16 protein-coding genes are annotated in these 22437 nt (G+C 51.5%); 12 read left to right on the top strand and 4 right to left on the bottom strand.

Annotated elements, in window-relative coordinates; all coding sequences use genetic code 11:
* Positions 1-11 precede the first annotated feature (11 nt).
* The 3 genes from K7P01_RS08400 to K7P01_RS08390 are packed head-to-tail and all read left to right on the top strand — an operon-like array spanning position 12 to position 5588.
* Positions 12-1883 carry a RagB/SusD family nutrient uptake outer membrane protein gene (locus K7P01_RS08400; RefSeq protein WP_267291789.1) on the top strand — a complete coding sequence of 624 codons (1872 nt, stop codon included), beginning with the start codon at positions 12-14 and terminating at the stop codon, positions 1881-1883.
* Between the two features lie 5 nt (positions 1884-1888).
* Positions 1889-2590 (top strand): DUF3823 domain-containing protein, encoded by a 702-nt coding sequence (locus K7P01_RS08395; RefSeq protein ID WP_267291787.1) that lies wholly within the window; start codon positions 1889-1891, stop codon positions 2588-2590.
* Position 2591: 1 nt separating this feature from the next.
* Positions 2592-5588 (top strand): PA14 domain-containing protein, encoded by a 2997-nt coding sequence (locus tag K7P01_RS08390; RefSeq protein ID WP_267291785.1) that lies wholly within the window; start codon positions 2592-2594, stop codon positions 5586-5588.
* Positions 5589-5672: 84 nt separating this feature from the next.
* Here K7P01_RS08390 and K7P01_RS08385 read toward each other — a convergent pair whose 3' ends face one another.
* Positions 5673-6296 (bottom strand): RNA polymerase sigma factor, encoded by a 624-nt coding sequence (locus tag K7P01_RS08385; RefSeq protein ID WP_267291783.1) that lies wholly within the window; start codon positions 6294-6296, stop codon positions 5673-5675.
* Positions 6297-6475: 179 nt separating this feature from the next.
* Here K7P01_RS08385 and K7P01_RS08380 point away from each other — a divergent pair, with 179 nt between their 5' ends.
* From K7P01_RS08380 to K7P01_RS08355, 6 genes are all read left to right on the top strand, one after another.
* Positions 6476-7042 (top strand): sigma-70 family RNA polymerase sigma factor, encoded by a 567-nt coding sequence (locus K7P01_RS08380; RefSeq protein WP_267291781.1) that lies wholly within the window; start codon positions 6476-6478, stop codon positions 7040-7042.
* Between the two features lie 14 nt (positions 7043-7056).
* Positions 7057-8211 carry a FecR family protein gene (locus tag K7P01_RS08375; protein WP_267291779.1) on the top strand — a complete coding sequence of 385 codons (1155 nt, stop codon included), beginning with the start codon at positions 7057-7059 and terminating at the stop codon, positions 8209-8211.
* Positions 8212-8294: 83 nt separating this feature from the next.
* Positions 8295-12041, top strand: a complete 3747-nt coding sequence (locus K7P01_RS08370) for a SusC/RagA family TonB-linked outer membrane protein (RefSeq protein ID WP_267291777.1) — start codon at positions 8295-8297, stop codon at positions 12039-12041.
* A gap of 21 nt (positions 12042-12062) precedes the next feature.
* Entirely contained in the window at positions 12063-13553 is a 1491-nt protein-coding gene (locus K7P01_RS08365) for a RagB/SusD family nutrient uptake outer membrane protein (protein WP_267291775.1), read from the top strand.
* 18 nt (positions 13554-13571) lie between these two features.
* Positions 13572-14438, top strand: a complete 867-nt coding sequence (locus K7P01_RS08360) for a zinc-binding metallopeptidase (protein WP_267291773.1) — start codon at positions 13572-13574, stop codon at positions 14436-14438.
* A gap of 23 nt (positions 14439-14461) precedes the next feature.
* Positions 14462-15868, top strand: coding sequence for a DUF4302 domain-containing protein (locus K7P01_RS08355; RefSeq protein ID WP_267291771.1), 1407 nt, complete (start codon positions 14462-14464; stop codon positions 15866-15868).
* Between the two features lie 68 nt (positions 15869-15936).
* Here K7P01_RS08355 and K7P01_RS08350 read toward each other — a convergent pair whose 3' ends face one another.
* A complete protein-coding gene (locus K7P01_RS08350; protein ID WP_267291769.1) occupies positions 15937-16512 on the bottom strand; it encodes a Crp/Fnr family transcriptional regulator in 576 nt (191 codons plus the stop codon).
* A 186-nt stretch (positions 16513-16698) separates the two neighbouring features.
* Here K7P01_RS08350 and K7P01_RS08345 point away from each other — a divergent pair, with 186 nt between their 5' ends.
* Positions 16699-17124, top strand: a complete 426-nt coding sequence (locus K7P01_RS08345) for a DUF4267 domain-containing protein (protein ID WP_267291767.1) — start codon at positions 16699-16701, stop codon at positions 17122-17124.
* A 100-nt stretch (positions 17125-17224) separates the two neighbouring features.
* Here the strand turns inward: K7P01_RS08345 and K7P01_RS08340 are convergent, their stop codons facing one another.
* Complete coding sequence (locus K7P01_RS08340) at positions 17225-18247, bottom strand: LLM class flavin-dependent oxidoreductase (protein ID WP_267291765.1); 1023 nt, start codon at positions 18245-18247, stop codon at positions 17225-17227.
* A gap of 215 nt (positions 18248-18462) precedes the next feature.
* Here K7P01_RS08340 and K7P01_RS32095 point away from each other — a divergent pair, with 215 nt between their 5' ends.
* Positions 18463-18813, top strand: coding sequence for an OstA-like protein (locus K7P01_RS32095; RefSeq protein ID WP_397311017.1), 351 nt, complete (start codon positions 18463-18465; stop codon positions 18811-18813).
* Positions 18814-18931: 118 nt separating this feature from the next.
* Complete coding sequence (locus tag K7P01_RS08330) at positions 18932-19450, top strand: GNAT family N-acetyltransferase (protein WP_267291762.1); 519 nt, start codon at positions 18932-18934, stop codon at positions 19448-19450.
* Between the two features lie 65 nt (positions 19451-19515).
* Here the strand turns inward: K7P01_RS08330 and K7P01_RS08325 are convergent, their stop codons facing one another.
* Positions 19516-22302, bottom strand: a complete 2787-nt coding sequence (locus tag K7P01_RS08325; protein WP_267291760.1) for a pectate lyase family protein — start codon at positions 22300-22302, stop codon at positions 19516-19518.
* Positions 22303-22437 lie beyond the last annotated feature (135 nt).

The following is a 22437-nucleotide window of genomic DNA, read 5'->3' as shown; positions in this document are numbered from 1 at the left end:
GGCATCTGATTATGAAAAAAATATTTATACTGACTTCCATTTTAGTAGTAATGGTAAGTTGGTCGTGTAATGACGAGGCATTTCTCAACAAACAACCGAACGATCTGTTGAACGATGAGGAGGTTTGGAAGAATCGTGACCTGGTGGTACTGGCATTAGGGGATTTATACAATCGCTTTCCCGACTATCAAACCATCGAGAATTGGGGCGAGTTTGCCAATTTTGATGAGGCGTTTGCCACCCGCGATTATGGCCGGCATCAGAACAATGACTGGGGTTTTGGCGATTGGGGCTATTGGGATTATAGCTATATCCGTGCGCTAAATAGTTTTATTAAACGCTGTGCCGGCGCTGCAGCCCTTACGGAAGAAGACCGGCAAGCCTTTTTAGCAGAAGCTCGTGTGTTGCGTGCCGCAGTATATTTTGAAGAAGTGAAGCGTATGGGCGGTGTACCGTTGATTTTAGAGCCGCTCACCTATGACTATTCCGGCGACCCGACTTCGTTGCAATTTCCACGCGCGAAAGAGTCTGATGTGTATGATTTTGTCATCAGCGAGCTGGATGACGTGAAGGATAAATTGGTTGATCCGACTGTCGGCGGCGGTAGAATATACTCCCGCGCAACCAAGGGTCTTGTATTGGCTATGAAAGCCCGGGCCGCGTTATATGCTGCATCGATTGCCAAATATGGCGTGACGACACCGTCGGAAGCAACCGCCGGCGGTGAAGCGGGAATTCCCGCCGGCATGGCAAATGGGTATTATGAGAAGGCATTGGCGGCGGCGCAAGAGTTGATTGGCACCGGCTGGTATTCGCTCTATAAAAAGAACACTGATCTTCGCGAGAATTTTGTGAACCTCTTCCTGGATAAGTCCAATAATACGGAAGTGATTTTTGTCGAGGATTTTAAGCTGAAAGACAAAGCGCATGGCTTTACCACCAATAATCAACCCATCGATCAAACCGAGGAGCCAGGCGATTCAGGTTGGTTAAACCCGACGCTCAATCTTGTGCAGTCTTTTGAGAAACTGGACAATACCTTTGCTCCGCTGGCGATCGGTACACCCGGCAACTACGTCTACTATGATAACATCACCGATCTTTATGAAGATCGTGATGCTCGCCTGTGGGCGACCGTCATGCTGCCCGGCACACAGTTTAAAGGACGAGTGGTCGATATCTGGGCGGGGTATATCCTGGCCGATAATTCTATTATCACCTCCGGGGCGTTGGGTGGTCAGGCTACGTTGCCTGGACGGAGCGTGGCGGAACAGGTCGTTGGTAAAAACGGACCGATCGATCAGGTGGAGAAAAGCGCACAAACAGGCTACTACGTCCGTAAATTTTTGGATCCATCGATTGGATCAGGTCAACGCGGCATCGGCAGTGCCGTGTGGTGGGTTCGTTATCGGTATGCCGAGGTATTGCTGAATGCCGCCGAAGCGGCGTTTGAGCTGGGCCAGCCCGAGGTGGCCGCTGGGTATATGAACGAGGTCAGACAACGGGCCGGTTTTACGATCGATTTGGCGCCGGGCGAAATAACCTTCGACCGTATTGTGCACGAACGTAAAGTAGAGTTGGCCTTTGAAGGACATCAGTTGTGGGATATGAAGCGTTGGCGCCTGGCGCATAAAGTTTGGGATGGCCAAAACGTAGGGTTGACAACAAACCCCGGCAAGGCTGACGAATCCAGCACAAAGCCCTATGGCTTGTGGCCGTATAAAGTGTATGATCCCGGCAATGCCAACGACGGCAAGTGGATCTTTAAAGTTGTTGTTCCGGGCAAGGCCATTGGCGTAGATCGATTCCGGTTGCGGAATTATTACTCCGAGATCAATAGTGACATTTTAAGTCGTAATCCTAAACTTGTTCAAAATCCGTAGCGCCTATGAAAACGATACAACTATATATAGTACTATCCGTCATGATTGTAATGCTGGGGTCGTGTGAGTATGATAATTACGACGCCCCGGAATCGAAGTTAGAGGGTCAACTTGTCTATCAGGGCACCCCCCTGAACCTGGACGCACGCAATGTGTACATGGAGTTGTGGGAGCCCGGCTGGGAGAAGAAAAACAAAATTGACGTTCATGTTAATCAGAACGGCGCTTTTTCCGCGTTGCTTTTTAATGGCGATTATAAGCTGTTCATTCGTCGCAATTCGGTTCCCTTTATGGCACCGCACAATGATCAGACCAATTCCGATACCATCCTGGTCGAGATACGCGGTAATAAAAAAGTCGACATCGATGTGATTCCATATTACCTGGTTAAAAATGCTTCCATTACAAACTCGGGAAAAACAGTCAACGCTGCTTTTGGCATGGAGAAAGTCATCACGGACGCTAACCAAAAAGATGTTGAACGGGTGACGCTGTATATCAACAAAGGTAATTTAGTAAGCTCGGATATGAAGATTGCGGAAGCGTCGCTCAACGGTGGGGATATTGCAGATCCCAATGCTATTCTCCTGACTACGGAAATTCCGGATCTGACGCCGGCACAATCGTACGTGTATGCACGTGTTGGAATTAAGTTGGCAGGAGTAGATTATTTAATCTATTCAGAGATTCAAAAAATCGATTTCTAATATGATGATGAGTAAGAAAACCAACTCATTCCGTTGGGGTACGTTGATAGTATGCTTGCTGTTGCTTCAACTCCCGGGCGGGCAGGTAAAGGCACAGCTAACCTGGCCCGCCGATCAACTGTTACCCTCGTTTCCCGTACCCGCCCCGACACAGGATTTATTTTATCTGCAAAATAATCCGGCCGACGAGCGTTACCTGTTTTCTTCGTTGAAAGGCATCGTAAACCTGACGCAACCCCGCCTCTTTGTCTACGATGGCGATGCCTTTGCGGAAGGGCCGCATACCTGGCTGCAGTCCCTGGGACTAAACTGGGTTGAATACGCCGACCCCTGGGAGTTGATCACGAAGTATCGCACGGAAATATCCGGACTGATTGTCTATGACCCGGCACAAATCCATACCGTTAACCTGGCAACGATGTTGGCAAAAGACAGGAATGCAATCATCGCCTCACCGGCGTTGTTAGCAAGATTGTCTTCGGCTCCCTATAATTTGCCGGTGTTGCTGGATCTGCGCGGCCAGTTTACCAGTAAGGTAGACGTGTATCAAACCTTATTGGACGACTATTGGCCCACCCTCGGCCATCGCGTATTAATCGGATTAAATCCTGAAGTGCATCAAGGCTCTCTGCGGGAGTATGCCACGGCGCTGGGCGCTGCCGTCGTGTGGCTCGACCCGAACATTGCCGAGGAAAGTACGCTGCTGAATAGCTTCTTGTCTTCCATGGCGCCGGGTTCGTGCTATATGGGTTGGTGGCCGGAGGAAGGCCCTGGCATCGAACGGGCATCCGTCTATGGCATTTCCACCGTGGCGAGTGACTTCTGTGCCAATTTAACCGTGCACAGTGGCATGCCGCGCACCATCCAGGTGAAACCCATTCCCCCGAAACCCAGGCTTCAGAATAAAATTTACGTGGCGTTCATTCTCAGTGATGGCGACAACCTGCAGTATGTAGAACATCTCATGCGTAAGCTGTGGAATAATCCCGATCGGGGTGCCGTTCCCATAGGGTGGACGTTATCGCCCGCCATGGTGGATGCCATGCCTGGCGCCTTGAATTTCTACCATCAATCCGCTACGCCAAATGATAATCTTATTTCAGGGCCCTCCGGGTGGGGGTATACATATCCCAACGACTGGCCTGATCAAGGTATGCTCAACCAGTTTGTGGCTAAAACGGAAGAATATAATCAACGTGCGGGTTTCCGCGTCATCACTGTGTGGAATGGTATCAACGGGGGAATTGATCAAAGCGTGGGGGAGACGTATGCTGATTTTGCACCTTCTTTGCTGGGCGTAACCGCACAGAATACCGGCGGTCCGCTGAGTATCTATAACGACAGTTTGCCCGGTAAACCGCTTTCGTGTAATTATTGTACCGGCGAGCAAGCCATGAAAGATCACATTGCGTCCGCCTCCATTGGCTGGAACGGTACAACGCCCAGGTTCGTGATCATTCAGGCACAACCCTGGACCGATGTGAAGCCCAGTAATTTTAAGAATGTCATGAATTCGCTCAATTCAAATTACATTGTCGTCCGGCCCGATCACCTTTTTCAACTGCTGCGCGAATCAAACGGTCTTACCGTCGATCCTCAGGGTGATCCCGTGGCGACCGTGTACACCGACTGCGACTATGCGGGAAGTGAAGCGGCGTTGCCTGTCGGGAATTATACCGCGGCGCAATTACTGGAAAAGGGGATTTCGAATAATTCAATTTCTTCGTTGAAACTTTCTTCCCTGTATGAAGTAGAGTTGTTTGATGGTGATAATTTTACCGGCAATACGACCATTTTGAAGTCCGATTCAAGTTGTCTGATTCCAACCGGCTGGGACAATACAATAACATCCTTAAAACTCAGAGGCCTGACCGGAACGGGCGACGGACTTGTGGGCAACTACTTTAATGGGACAAATTTTGAAACACCCATCGGCATACGCGTAGATCCTGTTATTAACTTTAACTGGGGTGATGCTTCACCGATGAACGGTGTAAACAAGGACCAGAACTCCATTCGCTGGACAGGCTATATTCAACCACACTTTACCGGCACCTATACGTTCTATATAACGAGCGACAACGGCCGGCGGCTTTGGATTAATGATCAGCTGGTGATTGATAAATGGATCAATGACTGGGATGTTACGTACTCCGGCGAAATCACGTTGAACGCGGGTGAGAAATACAGTATCAAGATTGAGTATTTTGAAGAGAATGGCGGCGCGAATATCAAGTTCGAATGGTCAAGTGCTTTACAACCGCGTGAGATTGTTCCGACATCGCAACTTTTTTCAAGACAAGCCAGTATTGTAGAAGGCGATGGAACGGGCTTGACGGGAAATTATTTCAATGGCGTGAATTTTAATACGCCCGTCGGTACACGCGTGGACCCGATTGTTAGCTTCTACTGGGGCGAGGGTTCGCCTATGAACGGTGTTTCGAACGATTCGTATTCCATTCGCTGGGAAGGGTATGTTCAACCACACTTTACGGAAAAGTATACATTCTACGTCACGAGCGACAATGGTCGCAGGGTATGGATTAACGATCAGCTGGTCATTGACAAGTGGATCGATGATTGGGGTGTTACCTACTCCGGAGATATAGAATTGGAGGCCGAAGAAAAATACACGATTAAGGTCGAATATTTTGAAAACGGAGGCGGAGCGGAGTGTCACCTGGAGTGGTCGAGTCCTTCACAAGCCCGTCAGATTGTTCCACAATCCCAACTGTTCCCGCTGGAAGAGGAGGTCATCACAGGCGTCGGTTCGGAGCATGGCGCAGCGCTTTCCGTATATCCCAACCCTGCCCATAGCGCGCTTCATATAAAAGGAATTGATCGTCCCGTAACAATACACGTGCACAATGCCATGGGGCAAAAGATAATGACTTCGTATGCCCGCTCGATTGACACCGAGCGATTACACACCGGTGTCTATGTCATACGTTTCTTCTGGCACGGTGCGTATCGTTCGCTCAAGTTTATTAAACAATAAGTCACAACGGATTACAATTACACCATATTCACCCAACACTGGCCAGGATGCTGGTCGGTGTTGGCGTGGATGGTTTCGAAGCTTTTATGAAATGATGCGTACAGATTTACGCAAGGCATCCACCGCTTTGCCGATAAGTTTGTAGGTGGAGGTGAGGCTGATGTCCAGCACTTCCGCCAGTTGCTCATAGCTCATCTTTTCGTAGAACTTCAGGTAAATCGCTTCCCGCTGGCGGTCGCTGAGCTTCGCAATGCCACGGGTTAATTGTTCCTGTTGTGCAATAGACGTCTGCTGCTGAATGATGGTGGATTCCATCGAAAATTCTACTTCGTGGAAATAGTCCTCTTGCAGGGCATAGTCGCCCAGTTTACGTTGATCCACCGCCATTCTTCGGGTAATTCTTCGCCGCAGTGATTTGAGCAGGTAGAATTTGATGTTGTCCGTGGCACTCAGCACAGCATGCTTTTGCCAGAGCTCAACGAATAAGTCCTGGATGGCATCTTCTACAACGCCCTGGTCCTTCGTGATCTTTCCGCCGTAGGCGTACAGCAGCTTGACGTATTTTTCAAAAATATAATCCAGCGCCTTACGATTTCCTTCGCGCAACGCATTCCACACAATTTGCTCCCCTTCGCTTATAGTTGTACCCTGCTTGAATAAGAAGCTTGCAGCAGGGACTCCTTCTTCTTTGAGCGGTAATAAGTTCATGGGTTTAGGCCGTAATCGCTTTATGCAAACGATTACTAAGTACGTGATTTTAATCGACAAATTTGCCGGGATCAACGTTGTTTTTACATTTTCGGAAAAATGTGTTACTTGACTAACCAGACAACACCGCCAGCAGTCTTTTTTCCTATTCGTAACAAATCAAGAAGCAGCAATCGGGTATGGACGTTACGGGCACTACATGTGATGAAAATCGTCGGGGTGAAGAAGCCTTTAAAGCTATATTTGATGCGCACTACCAGCGCCTTGTTCTTTTCGCCGACTCCTTTGTACTGAACACATCCGCGGCGGAAGACATCGTACAAACGATTTTCACGGATCTCTGGCAGTCAGGCCGGTGGCAAAATCCTTCCCTTGCGACTCAGGCTTATCTGTATGCCGCTGTCAGGAACCGGTGCCTGAATGAAATCCGCCATCAGAACGTTCGCGATACCCACAACATTCGTTACGTGCAGGCTATGCTCAACGTCTGGGACGACGGCGAGGACGGCGAGGCATTGCTCGATGCGCTCAAGAAATCCATCAGCCGACTGCCTGAGCAAGTCAGGCGTACAATCGAGCTACGCTATTTCCACGGCAAGAGCATTGCCGAAACAGCTGCCATACTCCACGTGTCCGAGAATACCGTTAAAACGCATATCAAGAGAGGACGCGCCACCCTCAAGCTGTCGCTGGGCGACGTGCGCGTAAAAATATTTTTAACGCTTGTCACCCTTTTGGCGGACTGACGTGTTTTTAGGGGGTGAATAAACCCAAGATCAATTTTCTCCTGCTTTGGAAAAGATTTTCCGGTACGTTGGATGCCCGTGAAAAACAAACGCTGGACCATTGGCTGGAAGCCGACGAGCAGAATCAGGAGTTGATGGACAAGCTGGAAACATTCCAGAAAAAGCCTGTCAAAATTTCCGACGATCAGCGCGACCTGGCCTGGCAACGACTCAAATCAACCCTGGACGTAACACCCGTTCGTCCGCTGTACCCGGAGAAATCAGGTATACTTAGAATCCTGTATCGCGCCGCTGCGGTATTCCTCCTGGCCGCCACCGCCGCCCTGCTCTGGAATTATTATACCCGCACGCCGGTACAAACTGCCGAGGTGACCTTGTTGCCCGGCCGCGCCAAAGCCACGCTGGTGATCGCCGGTGGTCAGTCCATCGCGTTGGGCGACAGCGCCGTAAATCTTAGCCCCCGCGGTGTTGACGCGGCGGCGTCCGGCACGGCGTTGACATACTTTCATCACGCTGCCGCCGCTGTCGAGCAAATCAATACGCTCATCATACCGCGTGGCGGCGAGTTCCAGCTTACCCTGGCAGATGGCACACGCGTGTGGCTCAATGCCGAAAGCACCATTCGCTACCCCACCCAGTTTATCGGCGACGTGCGGCGCGTAGAGCTTACCGGCGAAGCATACTTTGAAGTAGCCAAAAACAAAGAGCGCCCTTTCGAGGTCGTAACGCCCGCGCAAACCATTGCCGTATTGGGCACATCGTTTAATGTCTCCGCCTACCCCGATGAAGCGCAGGTGCGTACCACGCTGGTGGAAGGCAAGGTTGCCGTGAGCCTTCCTTCGGGTAAATCCCTGCAGATAACACCGGGCATTCAGTCGGTGCTGGACGTGGCGTCGGGCGAGCTGTCGCTGCACGAAGTAGATACAGAGATCTATACCAGCTGGAAAGACGGCCTCTTCATTTTCGAAGATGAGCCCCTGGCGAACATCCTGGCCAAAATGGGCCGGTGGTACGACGTCCAAATTCACTACGCCAGCAGCCGGCAAAAAATCAGCCGGTTTACGGCGCACGTCGATAAATACCAATCGGCCGCCGAAGTGCTGAAGCTTATGCAGGCAACGGGCGCCGTAGCCTTTGAAGTAAACGAGAAAACGATCACTGTAAAATAAAAAGAATAGCAAGACACGGAAGAAGGTCCGGTAACAGCAGGCCTACCCTTCCGAAATCAAAACATTAACCCTAACCTAATCCTATGATGAAATGTTTACCTGAATTGCCCGGCCGGCGCCGGGCAAAGAAGAACCCCATTGTGATCAAATTGATCGCCCTACTCCTCCTGAGTGTACTTTCGGAAAGCCATGCCTTCGTGTACTCGCAGGATGTCCGGATCAATCTTCACGTGAAGGATGAAAACTTCCGCGATGTGTTGAAAGAGATCCGGAGTAAGACAAATCTAAAGTTTATCTATAAGACCGACTGGGTGGCCGAACGTGACCGCGTGAGCCTCGATCTCGACAGCTCTACGATTAGCGAAGTGCTCGATCGCATCACCGCGCGCTATGAGCTCGACTACGAAGTGCACGGCTCTACTGTCATTTTCAAGAAGCGGCGGGCCATCGCGGCGACTCCGCTGTTCGCCGCCAACGTCAGCCTACAGCAACTGGTGACGGGAAAAATTGTAGATGAGAGCGGCGCCGGCCTGCCGGGCGCATCAGTACTCATCAAGGGGAGCGCACGGGGTACCGCGGCCGATACAGACGGTTCGTTTTCCCTGGCCGCCAATCCCAGTGACGTTCTCGTCATCTCCTTTGTCGGTTTTGAGACGCAGGAAATCACCGTGGGCACACAAACCACGCTGAACATCACGATGCGCGGCACGACTGCCCTGGAGGAAGTGGTAGTAACCGGTTATGGCGACGTGTCGAAGCGGTCGTATACCGGCGCTGCGCAAAGCATTCAGATGGAAGATATTCATGTAAAGGGTGTAGGCGACGTTTCGCAGATGTTACAAGGCCGCGCCGCCGGCGTTTCGATCCAGAACGTATCGGGCACATTTGGCGCAGGTCCGAAGATCACGATCCGTGGTGCATCGTCCATTACCGGCGACGGCAAGCCGCTGTGGGTAATCGATGGTGTGGTACAGGAAGATCTGGTCAACCTTTCGCTGGCCGACCTCGTGTCGGGTAACACCGCCACCATCATTGGCTCGTCAGTAGCGGGCCTCAATCCCAACGATATCGAAAGCTTTGAGATCCTCAAAGATGCTTCGGCGACAGCCTTGTACGGGTCGCGTTCCCTGAACGGGGTCATCGTTATTAAAACCAAGCGTGGCCGTCGCGCGGCGCCGCTCACGGTGAGCTACTCCGGCGAGTTCACGACGCGTCATACGCCGACGTATGCGAATACAGACATTCTCGATTCCAAAGAAAACTTCAGCATCCTGAAAGAGCTTGAGAACAAGGGGCGGCTGGACATCACCACCATCAGCCAGGACCGGTATAGCGGTGTTTATGGCATCATGGCCAATCAGGTGAATACCTATAATTCCGAAACGGGTACGTTCGGTGTTGCCAACAACCCGTGGGCACGCAACCAGTTTTTGCAGTCATACGAGCAGGCCAATACCAATTGGTTTAAGACACTCTTTAAGTCGTCGATTACGCAGAACCATACCATCAGCCTCTCGGGTGGTGGTGACAACAGTCAGTTCTATTCATCCATCGGTTTGTATAAAGATCCGGGATGGACCATTGCGGATAACGTAGACCGTCTGGCGCTTAACCTGCGCAATACATTTTACCTGCCCCGCAAGGCGCAGCTTTCCATCTCCTTGCTGGGCTCGTACCGGCAACAGCTGGCGCCGGGTTCTTTTAACCGCAGTTCCGACGATGTGTATGGTTCACTTACCCGCGACTTCGACATCAATCCCTATAGCTATGGTCTGAATACCAGCCGCACGTTGCGCCCGTATGATAACAACGGTGACCTGGAGTATTATACCTTCAACTGGGCGCCGTTCAATATCCTGAACGAAACGGCCAACAACTATACGAAGGTTCGCGTACAAGATATCAAGCTCCAGAGCGACTTCCAGATACCGTTGTTCAAAGACAAGGTACAATATGCCTTCGTGGGCGCTGTGCGGTATGCCAACAGCGTGAGCGAGCATAACATTACGGAAGACAGTAACGTGGCAGGCGCTTATCGTGCCGACGGCACTACGGTCATCCGCAATGAGAATTTCTTTTTATGGAACGACCCCGACAACCCTACACGCCCGCCGGTAGTGGTGCTGCCCGAAGGCGGTTTGTATTTCCGCACGGAAAATTTCCTGCGCAACTATTATATACGCAACTCGCTTACCTTTAAAGAGACCTTCAATACCCGGCATGAATTCGATGCGTTCATCGGTCAGGAGGTTCGCTTTGTGGAGCGTGAAGAAACACAGTTTGAAGGATACGGCTTGAGCTACTCGGGTGGCCTCATTCCCAACACCGATCCGCGCATTATCTCGAAGGTGCTCGGCGAAACGGGTTCCTACTTCTCGTTGGGTAGTCCACGTGAACCCGGCGACCGCGCCGGTACGACCAGTGAGCGCACGGCCAGCTTCTTCTCCCGGTTCACCTACGGGTTCGACGGCAAATATTTCCTTTCGTTCACAGGCAACCTCACGGCCTCCAACACACAAGGTCTTCGCAACGGCAAAGTACGCTGGACACCCACATATACCTTTGGCGCCAAGTGGAACGTGCTCGAAGAAAATTTCCTGCAAGACTACGGTTGGCTGACGACCCTCAACCTGCGTGGCTCGTACGGCCTGACGGCCATTGCCGGTACGGCGACCAATACCCTGGCCGTATTCCGGAGTCTAATGACGCAAGGGCGCAGAAGCCCCGACGACCGCGAGCCGTCTATCATGCTGGAAGACCTGCGCAACAACGACCTGACGTACGAGAAACAATATGAAGCGAACATTGGCCTCGACCTCGGCGTCATGAATAACCGCATCAACATCACCGCCGATATATACCGTCGAAAGGGTTTTGATCTTTTCGACAACGTCCGCACATCGGGCCTGGGAGGTGAAGATATCAAGTTCATCAACAACGCGAACATGACGACGCGCGGCGTGGAAGTTTCCATCCGGACCCGGAACATCATTGCCGGTGATTTCCAGTGGACGTCGGTGATCAACCTGTCGGCGTTCAAACAGCGTGTCACGAAGCTTGAAAGCAAGGCCACGTTGCTCGACGCCGTCGACGATACGGGTGCCAGCTTCATTGGCTATCCGCGCAACTCACTGTTCTCGATTCGTTTCGCCGGCCTTACCAGCAGCGGTCTGCCGTCGTACGACATTCCCCAGGAGGACAAGACGTTCGACGTCGATTACCAGGATACGGGCATCAGCCTGACGACGCCCGAAGGCCAGGCTAAAGGACTGCTGTCATACCTGAAGTACGAAGGACCGACGGATGCCAACAAAGCGTTTAGCTTGCAGAACACGTTCCAGTATAAAAACTGGTCGTTTGGTTTCTTTATCACCGCCTCGGGCGGCAACAAAGTGCGCCTGCCCGCGCTTTACGGTCCGATTGCATTCACCGACCTGACGATGTACTCACGTGATTTTGTCAACCGCTGGACGCTTGCCGGCGACGAGAACTTTACCTCCGTCCCGGTTATTCCCGATTCACGTCTTGTGCAGGAGCATACCGATGACGAGATACGCCGTGCGTACAACGCCTATAATTTCTCCGACAAACGCGTGGCAGACGGTGCGTACGTCCGTCTGCGTACAGTAAACCTGAGTTACATGGTGCCCAAGGCCATGCTAAGCCGCTTCTATGTCAAGAACATGACGATCAACGCCATGGTGCAGAACCCGTGGCTGATTTACGCAGACGACGATCTGAATGGTGTCGATCCTGAATTTTATAGCTCCGGCGGCGTGGCACAGCCCATCACCCGGCAGTATACTTTGTCACTCAACCTTGGCTTTTAACGAACACGAAACGTCATTGTCATGAAATCAAAAATACTATATATACTGCCGGCGTTTTTTATGTTGGCCGCCTGCAATGAATTCCTGGACGAACCGCAGGATAAACGCACCGTCATCGATACCCGCGAGAAAGTTGCGCAGCTGCTGGTGAACGCGTATCCCGACGCGCAGTTCGCAGCGTTTGCCGAAGTCATGACCGACAATGCCGACGACAAAGGCAACGTCGGCGAACAGACGCAGGTAAATACCAACGCCTATCTGTGGAAAGATTATGAGTCGGTTACCGATGTCGACAGCCCCACCCGCTTTTGGGAGCAGAGCTATCAGGCCATCGCCCATGCCAACCACGCGCTGGCAGCGCTGGCAGTCATGGACGGCGACGATGCCGACCTTGCGCCGCTGCGCGGCGAAGCCCTCCTGGTCCGTGCCTATGTGCACTTTATGGTGTTGAACGTCTTTTCGCTGCGCTACGACCCTGCCACCGCTGACACGGAGCAAGGTATACCGTACGTCACCACTCCCGAAGAAAACGCTATGGTGCAATACAAGCGTGAGACGATTGCTGAAACCTATCGCCTGATTGAGGCCGACCTGCTCGAAGGGCTCGCGCTGGTGACCAACGACTACAAGGAAGCGAAGTTCCACTTTACACAAAAGGCAGCCCATGCATTTGCCGCACGGTTCTACCTGTATAAAGGGGAATGGGTGAACGTGATCGATCACGCCAATGTGGTATTGGGAACGGGTGCACCGGCGTTGCTGATTCGTGATTTTGTGTCTGCCACGTATACCACACTGACGTATGCGGAGCGCACAGCGCTGTACTCGGCCGCGACCGAACGCACCAACCTGTTGATCACCTGGCCTTATTCCTACCAGGGACGCAATTTCGCGTCGTATCGGTATGGACTCGCCGCGGACAAAACGGAAGAGTTGTTCAGCGACCGAAGAACTAACCCCTTCCGAAAGGCCTGGGCGTATCCCATTTATGGTATTGATAATTATAACAACATTCCCAAGTACGTGGAGTACTTCCGGGTCACCAATGTTACCGCCGGAACCGGTACGCCCTATGCGGGCCAGGTACATTTTACCAACGACGAGGCGTTGCTGAACCGCGCGGAAGCCTATGCCATGCTGGAGCAATTTACAGCCGCCGAGGCCGACCTGACGGCATTCCTTTCGCTCAAGACGGAAGACTTTGACGCCGCAACGGATGTGATCACGACGGACCTGATGAGGACCACGTACCCGGTAGTGGCTGGCGAGTATACACCTTTCTATACACTCACGGAAGACCAGGTGGCCTTTGTAAAGGGCATCGCCGAGTTTCGCCGGCGCGAGTTTTACCACGAAGGTTTCCGATGGTTCGATGTCAAACGGTTCAACCTCGTGGTGACACACCGCCGCAAAGGAGAGACACCCATTACGCTCGAGAAAGACGATGCGCGCCGCGCCATCCAGATTCCCGAGTCGGCCAAAGTATTCAACATTCCAGCCAACAGACGATAAAAAAATAGCTCAGAAATCATGAACAAGAAGATAACTATCACACGATACGGATTTTCGCTGATCGTCTTCAGCTTGCTGCTGGCCGCCTGCGGATCCGACGACGATCTCTCTGCGGGTAGCAACCTCGACACAACACCCGGCGAGTTCAATGCGCTCGATACCTGGATTGACGACAACTTTATTACTCCCTACAACATCGAGGTGATCTACCGCTGGTCGGAGTCGCTGGTGGAGCAGGATCGGTATCTCTACCCGCCGCTGGCCGACAGCGTACAGCCGGCGCTGAACGTAGTCCGCAAGTTGTGGATCGAGCCGTATACGGCAGTAGCCGGTGCGGGTTTTGTCGAACGTATCGCACCGCGTCAGATTGTGTTGGTCGGTGGACGCAACGTAAATCCCTCCGGTACAATTACCCTGGGCCTCGCAGAGGCCGGCAAGCGTATTACACTGTTTGAAATCGACCTGTTAGACAAAACAGACCGCGCGGCGGTGGTAGAGTTTATTCATACCATCCAGCACGAGTATGTACACATTCTCAACCAGATCAAGCCGTTCGACGAAGCGGCCTATGGTACGATCTCTCCCGAGGGCTATACGGCGCAATGGTTCAATGAAACGACCGCGGGCTCGCGTACCGAAGGCTTTATCACCGCCTATGCACGGGCCAGCGAGATCGAAGACTTTGCCGAAATGGCGTCTACCATGCTAAACATGAGCCGCGCCGAGTGGGATGCGCTGGTAGACGGCATCGGTAACACCGGCACCACGCGCATCCGTCAGAAAGAGCGCATCGTGGTGGACTACTATAAAAGCGCGTACGATATCGATCTGTACGTGTTACAAGACTCCGTCGATCAGGCCACCCGGCGATTAATTGGAGAGTGATAAGCATATCAACCATGTTTCCCATGAAAAAATTAACAGACTATATTTATCGCGCCGCGTCGGGGATCCTGACAGTGTGCGTACTACTGCTGGCGGTGGCCTGCGAAGACGAGAAAGTAGAGCAGGTGTTTGATAAATCATCCGCCGAACGCAGTGCCGAAAGCATCCGCGATGTGCGCGAGCAGCTGAAGGCCAGCGAGCATGGCTGGACGGTGTCGTACAAACCGTCGAAAGCAGAGACGGGCTACTATCAGTTTGTGTTCCGGTTCCTGGCCGACTCGGTGGTACAGGCGGCGTCCGATTTTTCGCAGGAGGACCTTACCCTGAAGCCGTCTACCTATGACGTTGTGCAGGGGTCTACTACAAAGCTTTCGTTTACGACGAACAGTGCGTTGCATAAATTGTCCGACTCCAACTTTTCGCCGATTCCCGGCGCGACGGGATCAGGCCTGAAAGGCGACTTTGAGTTTTTATACTATGGCACCACCGATGCAGGCGACATGATTTTCCGCACCAACCGTACACAAGACACAGTCATCTTCAAAAAGGCCACCGCCACGTCGCTGGCAGACCTGACCGCCGCGTACGATAATATCGGCCGCATCACGGCCGGTCGGTCGGTATACCGTGCGCTGGAAGAGACAAAAGGCTCTGATGTGACCCGTTCGGCGTTTGACTTTCCGTACGACGCTCGCGTCATCTCGATCCGCTCGGTGATTGAAACCGAGGAGGATGGCGAAGTCGTTACGTCGTTTGACGAGGGCTACACGATCGGTTACGGATTTACCCCGACCGGTATCTTTGTAGACTCGATCAAGCTCAGCAACGGCCGCATCGTGAAGCACCCCGAGTTTACGTACAACGAAGACGAGCAACGCTTTGTCACAACCCTTAGCGACGGCACCGTGCTCGCCATCGGCGACGTAGACGGCCCCATCGTGCCGGTAGACGGACAAAAGTATATACTCGACCCCACGCTAACCTATAACCTGGGATTCTACTTTGGCGATACCGACCTGGGCTCGCTCACGACGCCGGCGTTTGAAGATTTGTATCTCAGTGCCGCACCGCTCGGGCTCACGGCCAACTTTACGCTTTGGCCCAATCTGCCGTTCAATGGCACACCGATCAATTACTTCGCCTTCCCCGGTACCGGGAGTGTGGTCAATAGCACCATCCGGCAACTGATAATTTTTGAAGATAAGGGAGACAGGCTCGTACTGCACGACAACGGCTTCCGCGATGCGAACAGCGCCGTCAAGCCCGAGAATCAGGCGTACTACGACCTGCTGGCGGATGTACTGCTAGATCCCGAAGGCTTCTATGTCGAAAACCTGGGGCGGTATACCCGGTACACAAACCTCGTCTTTACGTTTACCAGCGTAAAAGACCCCGCTATACGTTTTGCCCTGTATCATTTTGCTCCCTAAGGCTAATGGGGTAGGATAAATATGCAGAGGTCGCCCGGTGTAAGGGCGACCTCTTTTTTTGGGATGAGCTACTGCCCGGAGGCCAGCCGCTTCCGGATCCGGCTTAGCGAAGGCGCCTTCACCCCGACATACGAGGCAATGTAGTACTGGGGAATCCGCTGCACCAACTCCGGATACGTGGAAAGAAATTTGAGGTATCGGTCCTCCGGCGTATCGGTGTAAAGCGAAACGATCTGGTTGATCACATTTACAAAAACATGTTCTAACGCCACGCGGCCGAACTTTTCTCCGTTGGCGACTTCGCGATAGAGTCGCTGAATTCCTTCCGCGCCAATCTGGTATACAGTCGTGTCTTCGAGTGCCTGAATATTGTTGTGGGATGGGCTTTGTGGCAAGAAGCTCGGATAATCGCATACAAATTCACCTGCTTGATTAAAGTAATGTGTCTGCTCCGTTCCATCGTTATGGATGTAATATCTCACCAAACCACGCTCGATAAATACAATGTAGCGGCAAACGTCCCCGGCTGACAATAGGTGTTCCCCTTTTTTGAAAAGCTTTCTGTGAAATAGTTTTTCAATGATGGCAACATCTTTTTCGGAAACGGCAATCAGTTTTTTAATCGTTTGAATCAAAAGCTCCATGGCAACAAAATTAACCGATTACGCCATTCATGCTGTTTCACCCGGGCGGTCTTTATTGAGCAGAGGGCCTTTCCTACGCCCAGCACGTCCGTGCGATAAAAAAAACGTCCCCCGCCACTTATTAACCCAGGTGAACGACCCGCGATTTTCAAAAGCGGACTTTTGCTTATCTAAAAAGCAAAAAACATGAAAACACAAATTGATCAGAGTTCCTGGGGTGTAAAATCAGTGTCATTTTGGAGTGTGCTGATAATAGCCATAGGCATTATATTTATTGGAGGTCGGTTTATCATCCACCCCGACGTCGGCGCGGTAGGCTATGGTATTCCGTTTGAGAGCTCAAATGATGCAGCGTACGGAAGGATTAAAGGTATCCGCGATATCTTCTCGGGAGTTGTACTTTTGCCATTGCTTTGGATGCGAATGCGCAAAGCCGTTGCCTGGGTGTTTACCGCCGCCATTCTCGTTCCGGCGTGTGATTTCCTCATCATCCTGTCGTACAATGGCGGGAGTGATCTTTCCCATTTGCTGATTCACGGCATAACCGCCGTTGTCATGTTAATAATCAGTGTCCTGCTATTTTCCCGGCAGAAAAACCCGCACGCGCAGTAAAGCGTGCGCGGGTTTTATTGGAATATTCTATTTCAGCAACTGGTCCACGGGATTATTACCGCTTTCATCCAGTCGCTGCGGACCGGGTGCATTGTTCTAGTCAACGCCACCCTAATCCGGGTGCAACATGTTTCAGAATAGAAGACAGCAGGTGTACATTGTACTCAACTCCCAGTGTATTGGGTATTGTCAACAGCAGTGTGTCGGCTTCCTGGATGGCTTCGTCCTGCGCCAACTCGGCGATGAGCTGATCCGGTTCGCCCACATAGCTTCTTCCAAAAATCGCACGTTTGTCATTTTCGATCATACCGATTTTATCGACCCGGCTGGTTCCCTGTCCAAAGAGATAATGATCTTGCTCTGTCATCAAGGCAAAAATAGACCGGCTTACCGACACTCTTGGCGCACGCGCATGTCCTGCTTTTTTCCAGGCTTCTTTGTACAGCCTGATCTGCTCCGCTTGTTGTATATGGAAAGGCTTATTGCTTTCGTCGAATTTCAAGGTCGAGCTTTGCAGGTGCATTCCTTTTTCGGCTGCCCAAATAGCGGTAGCGTTAGAGGCTGCTCCCCACCAGATCCGTTCCCGCAATCCCGCGGAGTGAGGCTCCAGGCGTAACAAGCCCGGTGGGTTCGGAAACATAGGGGAGGGGTTAGGCTGCGCAAATCCAACGCCGTTTAGTTTATCTAAAAACTGCAACGCTTTGTTGCGTCCCATCTCGGCGTCTGTTTCTCCTTCCGCCGGCGCGTACCCGAAGTAACGCCAACCCTCAATTACCTGCTCCGGCGAACCCCTGCTGATGCCCAGTTGCAATCGACCGCCCGAAATTAAATCTGCCGCGCCGGCATCTTCCACCATATAGAGCGGATTTTCATACCGCATGTCAATCACACCGGTTCCAATCTCGATCTTCGTTGTTTTGGCGCCAATCGCGGCAAGCAACGGAAAGGGAGAGGCCAGCTGCGCGGCAAAATGATGTACCCGAAAATACGCTCCATCCAAACCGATCTCTTCAGCCGCCACGGCCAGATCAATGGACTGCAGCAACGTATCGGCCGCGGTCTGGGTTTTATACGATGGATGCTCAGACCAGTGCCCGAACGACAAAAAACCTATTTTCTTCATACGCCCTTTCTCGATTATAAAGTGGTACTGGCAAAGATAGCGATTCTATCGTCTCAGCATGATACAATCCGGATAGCCTTTCCGGCACCAACTGATACCCCCATCAACATCACTCCTGCCATCAACGCTTTGTGGGATACGGGTGTGTCAACAGAATATGGTCCGAATATTGTTTCTATCGGGTAAGATATGTCTAACCTAATTATCTAGTTTTTATGAAGCCCCTATTACTATCTGTTATCCTGTTTGTAATGCTGGTACCCGCCACCACCATGGCTCAAATCAAAATCAACCTTCAGCAAGCCGACCACTATACCCACAAAAGGGCCAAAGATACCACTATAGATCGCTTCAAGGGCAATGTCATCTTCCATCACGGCAACACTACCATTCACTGCGACTCCGCTTATTTCAATAAAAAAGCCAACAGTTTGGAAGCTTTCGGCAATGTACGCTTGCAGATAGCCGACGATATACTGACCGGCCGACAATTGAAGTATGACGGCAATACCGGGCAAGCCGATCTCCAGCCGGTATCCGGTGAACATCGACGAAAAGACAATTGATGGCCCGGCATTTTTGAATAAGTTGCGTGACTTGTCATATTCTGCCACCGTGATTGTCACGTTTGCACCGCGCCAGCGCAATCGTTGTTAGCGAAATTTGAAAACACGACGTATAAGCATGATTTCAATTGTAAAGGCGACGGTGCAAGATTACCCTTCCATTGCCAGCATTGGCAAAGTGTCCGTAGTAGACTCCCACCGGGATAGCTGCTCAGCAGAAGACATGCATTCTTTTCTGGAACGGAATTATAGTAATGATGCGATTAAGGACGATCTCCAGGAGATACATAATATTTACTACCTCATCCGGTATCACGATCAGCCGGTCGGGTTTTCTAAGATTGTTTTAAATTCAAAGCATCCAACTATTAGGGCAGAAAATGTGGCGCTGTTGGATCGGATTTATATACTCAAAGAATTTTACGGCTTGAAACTAGGGCTCGAACTTTTAAATTTTAATATCTCGCTGGCAAAAGATAATAACCAATCGGGCATCTGGTTGTACGCCTGGATTGGCAATACCCGAGCCATTCATTTTTATCAAAAAGCAGGGTTTGCCATCATCGGAAGTCACCAGTATTACGTCACAGAAACGCACTATGACGAGAGCCATCACATGTTTCTTCCATTCTCTTGAGTTGATCGTGCGTGGAGTGCCCGGGGCAGCGGTAGACGAACGGAGCGCTTATCCCAAAATCGCAATCATTTCCTGGGAACAATATCAGATCCATAAATCTTGCCCGACTTCGCATTACTTTCCCGAGGCCCGGAGATATAGTAGTTATTGGTCAGCTCTGTAGAGACACTCGCCGCGTGCTGCTTTATATACACGTTATCCCCGGCAGCCTCCCCGGGCATTCTTTGCGCGAAGTATGAGGAGTACACATGTGTCGCGCCGCCTCTGTTGTCGATGCCGGGCGCACCCGACCGTTGGAAGTTTGCCTGTTGAAAACGCACGGTGCCGTTGTTGATGATAGCCCCTACGGTAGGGCTGCCCCAAAAGGCACTGTTGTACAGGATCAGTTGAGCATCCGGGTGAACGTTAGGGGTATTCGCTTCGCCTCCCATCAGCACGTATGACCTCACAGGCTCTGCTGTTCGCGTATTCACCAGTTCGGAGTTGATCGCGATTAGTTTTGTTTTTTTGTCGGCGTCTTCTACAAAGAGAGAATACGAGCATCCGTCTGAACCGTGACCGACTATTGTCATTTCCCCGGGATTTTTGCCGGTTATGGCATCTTTCAGAAAATGTATACCATTGAATGACCCGTAAACAAAATTGTTGAAAATTGTCTGATGTTTAATGTCGGCGAATTTAAGCGCGCTGCAATGTGATTGTACAAAGCGTGTCAGCGATATTTTCGGATATCCCTGTCCTCCCGCCGGAAGTCGTGACCCGTAATGCGGATTGAGCTGCATATTCCGGATAAATCCACCTTCCGCGCCGCCGCCTACCCATATACCTGCCCGTGCAAGCACGCCGGCAAAATAATCAACGTAGTGTCTGCTGGTATTGTAGGAGGCAAGGTCTATTCCTTTGTCTCCGCCGGCTACCGTCACATTCACAATATATACGTCCGGACCTTGTCCCTGTATCAGGAACGGCGTCACTCTGGGATTTTCAGTACTATTACCATCCGTGGCGAGATTCAGTTGCGAGAGGGTGAGTCCTCTGATCCCCGCACCTTCCGCCAGCTGTATCAGCGAAGCACCTTTTTCGCCGTCGGCGCCACCGGCATACGTTGTAAAGATACCAACACCACCACTTTGCGTATGGTGCTGTACATCCCACGTTCCCCGCAATTCAACACCTGAAGGAATTTTGATCGGACTGTTCACCAGATATCGTCCTCCCGGCAGGTACATGGTGCCGCCGCCGGCAGCCTTCACTTCGTTCAGGGCCTTCTGTAGTGGGACCGATATATCTTCCGTCGGTTGCTCGTTGTTCATACCGGTTGCTCTCGGCAGATCGACTTTCAGCACGTTGTTAGCCGGCGGTTTCGGGTGTACTTGAATGTCTGTTACTATATTTTTAGGGATCAGATCAACTAAATATTTCTTGCCGCTGTTGATCTCCACGTTGGCGGACTTGCTGTCGTTTTTTATTTCCAATTTGCCCTTGTAGCCGGAGTTCACCGATTTGAGCGTATTCACGTCTGTCCCCAGTAACACGTGCCCTGCCGGTTTTTTAAACTCACTTTGCGTCAGCAGTACATTGCCATTGTTTATGGTAAGCGCGTAGTCACCGTCGTGGCTAAACGTACAGCCTTCAAACGATATAACGCCGTCGCTGCCATCGCTCACCACCGGTCCGGTGAAATCGACACCGTTGAATTGCACGGAGGTTTTGAAGTCGTTTGAGAAATAAACAGCCTTACCATCTTTTTCCGCACCGAATGTAGCGTTTGAAATTAGCAAGCCATAGGGGTTGACGGCCTGCACATACATACCGGTTTCACAGTTCTTGATATGAATTTCATAAAACTGTGCATTCGGGGTATCGTCGTAGCCGGGTTCCCGGCCCACCCACATACCGGTTTTATAATCAGATACAGACAGATTCGATACGTATTCCCAATCCGAGCGGTGCATGTTGAATCCCGTGCCGTTCGCTTTCGTGTACCCGGCAACCTTCTCCAGCGAGGGTGCGCCCGGAAGACCCGAATGAGCCCAGTACTTCGGGTTTATGCTGACGTTCTCGATCCGTCCAATGTCGGTGCATACATGGACTTCGATTCCTGTATGGAGGGCGGTGATGTAGCTGTTTAGAACGTAATGAAGCTCGCTGGGCGCGGAGTAAAAACCGTTGTAGGCATTTACCAGCGTTACGTTTTCAACTGTCGCGCAGTCGCCGCTGGGCTGAAATAACGTCCAGGGATAGGGTTTTATATCGTTGATGTCCTGTTCAGGATACCAAACGGACAGGTTCGTCACGCCGGTACCCGAATTCATGTCTATAAATCTGTCGGCTATGCTGGTATAGGTCGTGCGGAGTGCGTTGCCGGCCTGCGCGTCGTTCCACCAGCTTTCAACCGTTCCGTTGTAATTCGGCGCGTCTTTACCAACACGTACTTCCAGAATACTTCCCAGAACTTTCCCATCATTTAATTCCGGATCCGCCCAATCGCCGCGGAGCTGCACGCCCGACGGGAGATTCAGTACATAGTGATACGCAAAGTCTTTCATGCGTTGCTCACTGCCCTGGCGTACCCTAACGGTCCGGGTGGCGGTCTGCGTGCTGCGGAACTCATAATTGCCCGCCGGAATGTATACCACGCCACCGCCGTTGGTATAGGCGGCATCAATCGCAGCCTGAAAGGCTGGTCGGTTGTCAAAGCCTGGCTCGGCCTTCGCGCCAAAGGTTGCATCGGTCACGATAAAGTCAGATACGACCCAATCTTTTGTAGGATAAACCGTTTTTATGCTGGTCCCTACCTGGGCGTTCGCCAGGGTTGCAAAGACCATTGCCACAACGGCAATCACCGCCATTTTACTGCGTGTTGATGCTGTTTTTGTAATACTGAAATTTACCCGGCTCATCTTATTTGGCTATAAGTTTCTGAGGGGTAAATGTACCGGCGGTGTATTAATAATCTCTTAAAAAGGAATTAATGGCGAGTGCGG

This window comes from Parachryseolinea silvisoli (genome assembly GCF_021190955.1).
Classification (GTDB): Bacteria; Bacteroidota; Bacteroidia; order Cytophagales; family Cyclobacteriaceae; genus Ohtaekwangia; species Ohtaekwangia silvisoli.
Note: the sequence above shows the minus strand (reverse complement) of the source record. Positions and strands in the feature narration are given on the sequence as shown.